Below are 4342 nucleotides of genomic sequence, written 5' to 3'. Positions count from 1 at the left end.
TTCGCAACTCCGCTCTGCTAAAAACCCGAACCTACCTCGGCCTACTCACCCCGTGCTTAGCACTCCATGGCTCGCAGCGTTTGAAGTTGCCAACCAGGCTTCTTTAATTCCTTGCTCGTACAACCAGCTTTCAGCTTGTTTTAATAATGCTTTACCAAATCCCATGCCTTCAAAGTCTGGCCTTACAAACAAGCCTAAAATTTTTCCTTGTGTATTGACAACAACAAAGCCAGCATCAGCAACATCAGTATAAGTTATCCAGCCAACGCAGTCTGTAAGCAACATATTTTTAAATAAATCTGGTGTAAACCCTAATTCTGCCAATTCTTTAGTAGATAAATAATTCTCTACAACAGAGCCTCTAATATCAAATACCGTATTAATATCATCTGTAACCATTGTCCTAATTTTCATCGGTCTCTTCTCTTTGAATTAAGTCATTTAATTAGATCTAATCACAGACTAGAGATTGTTTAAATCCATATAAAAAGACAAATGAGATAATAGTAATTATCAAGCATAAGACCATTAACCAAGGAAAAGCTAAAATTAACGACAGTCGCTCTGATTCTCCCCGGTAGCAATGCAACACCAGGCCCGCGATTCCAAGCCCCACTGTCGAACCAAATAAACTCATCATGTAAAATACACCAGAAGCTAGACCTTTATCTGCTTCATCTACAGCACTGACGGTCATTTTCATCAAACCTGGAGAGGTTAATGTATAAGCAATACCATATAATAAAAATAAAACCATAATCAAACTTACATGCTCTTGTATTGGCAGATAAATAAAGCCAATATAGCAAATAATTAATAAAATAATGCCCAGACTCGTCGGCACATAAGCCTCATATTTATCAACCAATTTACCACTAACAAATGAAAACAACCCTATCGCAATACTCATTGGAAATAAAACTAGGCCCGCAATATCAGCTGAAAACCCCATGACAAAACTTAAATATAGCCCTATAACGAATAAAACAATATACACACCAAAATGAATACCTGAGCGTACTAAACAACTCACAATTAATTTTTTATTACTAAAATGCTCTAGACAAATTAATGCGTGCTCTGCTCTCTTTTCGTTATAGATAAATAAGCTTAATGACACAGCAGCAAGCATAAAGCTTAAACATAACACCATTAAATCATTCAAACCATTTTTTAAGCAACTAAGGCCATAAGTAATACTGCTTAAAAAAATAGCAAGAAATATGACCCCCAAAGTATCAAACTTTCCTTTTAACTTTTCTGATGTACTATTTATTTCTGGCAGATAATTCCAAATAATAAAAATTGTCACAACACCGATAGGAATATTAATTAAGAAAAACCAACGCCAAGAACCATAACTTGTTAATAAGCCTGCCAAAGGAGGCCCAATCGCCATAGCCAGACCAACGACACCTGTCAAACCTGCTAAAGCAGCCCCTTTTTTATGGCCAGGCGCGCACAAATAAGCTGTCGCAGTGATATTTGGAAAAGCAACCGCAGCACCCAAACCTTGCATCCCCCGCCCAATCAATATCTGCCAAAAGCTTACTGAAATCCCACCGATCAATGACCCGCCTATAAATAGCACAAGCCCTAAAATCATTATCAACTTAGCCGAATATAAATCACCCAGCCGACCTCCTGCAATGATAAATGCAGAGAAGACAAGCAAATAAGCCAGTGCAATCCAGTTTGCTTGTGCCAGTGGCATAGCAAGGGCTGTTGCTATTACCGGAGTTACCACAGTAATACCGGTATACTCAATATTAATCATTAAAATAGGCAGAGCTAAAATAGCTAAGATAAATAACAGATTATTTTTTCTCATTAATACGACGCCTATTAAAATTAACTAATTGGCAACTATCTTAATACGATTAATCAAGAAACTCTAGCTCATTGCCATGAGCTAAATTAAACTAAATAAAGGCAATTTAGAGTAAAGATTGAGAATAATCTTGAGATGGACGATCCATCTCGCCAGTTGAGTGGCGACGCTGCATAAAGGGACTAAATGGATTAGATATATCTACGGCGATCGGTGACATTAAAACGATCGATTCAGCCTCTTCTACATAAAGCTTTTCACTACACTCAAAGTGTAAACCTTGAAAATCATTGTCAATAAAATATAATAACGTTCGAAAATTTTCCTTATTAAGATTTTCAGCGTATCTAGCTTTAATATTTTTAAGCTCAATTTTAAATAACCCTTTGAGTGACAACACTCTATCATCATCGCTAAACCTTGCTTTGAATATACTATATTCGCTAATACACTCTGCAAATTCATCATAGATACTATCAATATCAAAAATTTTAGGCGCAGTCACTATATCAAGTAGCTTCTTAAATATCATCTCTCTTCTCAGTGCTAAATCACAATATCTGCACACAGTATCATATAAATTAACATGGCTAATATCAGGATCATTCAAAGTTTCTGTTAATTTTTCTAATACTTCTGATATATACGGAATGTCTCTTGCTAACTGGGCTATAGTACCCTGAGCACACTTAAACTCCTTATCTTTTAAAAACCCACAAAGAGTATTAAAACCAGCACTTGCATTATAGTAAGCCCCATCAACACCAAGGCCACCAATACCTAATTCAGTGACTTTGCTTAAAATTGCAGAAAGCTGCACATTGACTTGCCTAGTTAAACGCTCGAAATTTTCTTGTAGTACAAGCTCCTGTATCCCCTCGATCAATACAATATTTTCTTCAAAGATCGATCGTACCGTATTTCTAAATGACTCTTTAAGCTTGGTTGCCACAACACCAATATGCTTAGAATAAAGCGATTTTTCCTCACTGTTCAGCCCCAAAGATTCAGAATTAACCCCGTCACGAAATTCCCTTATCAGCTGGTAATACTCTTCGACCCTTTTCTCTTTAAGAAGATAGCGGCTTAATTCAGCTTTACTTATAATATATTTTCTTGTCTGCTCTAATTGTTCTATTTGCTGAACAGATAGCAATCCCTCTAACCATGGCTCTGGCAATGCAGAACAAAGATTAACTAAACCTATCAGTACATGCTCATCATTCTTCTTTTCAAATTGAGCAATATTTGTAATCGTTTTACTAGATAAAAAATGACCACAATCATAAACATAAAGATCCGTTCCAGAATGCCCCATCCCAGCTATTAAAGCCGAGTTTTGCCCACTTGAACCAAGAATGTCATAATCCGCAAAAGCTTTCATTAACGGTAAAAAGCGCCCAGGAGCATCCACATGACTTACCTGCTGCCCATGAAGTAAATTAGACTCCCAACGCGTTTTTACACAAAACTTTGTCTCACCATTTTTATATTTTTTAACCAAGATAGTGGCATCAGGCGCCTGAAAACCTACTATGCGCGCAAGCTTCAATGCAAACACTTCATCAAAGGTCTCAAGATTTTTATTTTCCTTGCTATCACGTTTGACTAAACTATAACCAAATGCTACCGCATCTGCTGCGAGTGTACTCGTTCTATTGAGCTCTTGATACCTTTTACTTTTCTCAAAATTTTCTTTTGGATTACTAACCTTATTAAAGAGCCCCCAGCTCAACCGTGGGTCCTTATGATCATTTTTTACAAGATAAGCCTTTCTTTCTGTTTTACAGTATTCGACAAACTTTAGTTTTACTGCTTTATATGCTACTTCTGTTGCACTAGTTGTTTTTATCGTTATTTTTGCTTTAATAGCTGAAGCATCGGCATCAAATAGTTTAATTAATTTATCATAATCAGTGATGTCTAGGTCATTAATGTCAATAGTACTTTCTTTTAAATAAAACTTTCTAAAGTCAGTAAATAAAGTATGCTCTTCATCTTGCTTAACACTGATGCCAATAAACCCTCGGGTTACTCCTCCTGGTTTTTCAGCGATCTTTTTCATTTTTAGGTGATCGTCTACCTCAAAATATGGCATCTATCATCCCCCTCTAATAACGACATACCTTATATATAAAACTAATAAAAATCTTATAAATACTGAGCTCAATAATAATTTAAATACTTACAATATTAATACTATAATTTACCCTATAAATTAACCAATAAAAAATAATAACTATACTTGTAAAATATAAAATAAACAAATATTCCATCACTTTAATTCATGGCATAAAACACGAAAATAGTTAAAGCCAATGACACACAAGATAGCTCAAATTTTAAAAAAAAATTTAACCAGCATAGAGTATAACTAAGACCCTAACAATAAAATATAATAATAAAAAATAATATTTAATACGCCCTCCGTCATCTGAAGTGCAACACTCAGTAGAGAGTTCATATTCATACAGATAAACTCTCTAGTTCGCCTTTTGACTTAGAGGGTAG

The 4342-nt window shown here is 35.4% G+C and carries 3 protein-coding genes; all 3 read right to left on the bottom strand.

The features are described 5' to 3' along the window. Positions 1 to 45: 45 nt before the first annotated feature. The 3 genes from C200_RS05295 to C200_RS05285 all read right to left on the bottom strand — a co-directional run bounded on the left by C200_RS05295 (position 46) and on the right by C200_RS05285 (position 3929). Entirely contained in the window at positions 46 to 414 is a 369-nt protein-coding gene (locus C200_RS05295) for a GNAT family N-acetyltransferase (RefSeq protein WP_016211763.1), read from the bottom strand. Between the two features lie 37 nt (positions 415 to 451). Next, on the bottom strand, positions 452 to 1831 hold the full coding sequence (locus C200_RS05290) for an MFS transporter (RefSeq protein ID WP_016211760.1): 1380 nt from the start codon (positions 1829 to 1831) through the stop codon (positions 452 to 454). 106 nt (positions 1832 to 1937) lie between these two features. Next, positions 1938 to 3929 carry a hypothetical protein gene (locus tag C200_RS05285; RefSeq protein ID WP_016211761.1) on the bottom strand — a complete coding sequence of 664 codons (1992 nt, stop codon included), beginning with the start codon at positions 3927 to 3929 and terminating at the stop codon, positions 1938 to 1940. Positions 3930 to 4342: the final 413 nt, after the last annotated feature.

Origin of the sequence: Piscirickettsia salmonis LF-89 = ATCC VR-1361 (genome assembly GCF_000297215.2) — a bacterium.
Classification (GTDB): domain Bacteria; phylum Pseudomonadota; class Gammaproteobacteria; order Piscirickettsiales; family Piscirickettsiaceae; genus Piscirickettsia; species Piscirickettsia salmonis.
This window is presented reverse-complemented; position numbering and strand designations above follow the sequence as displayed.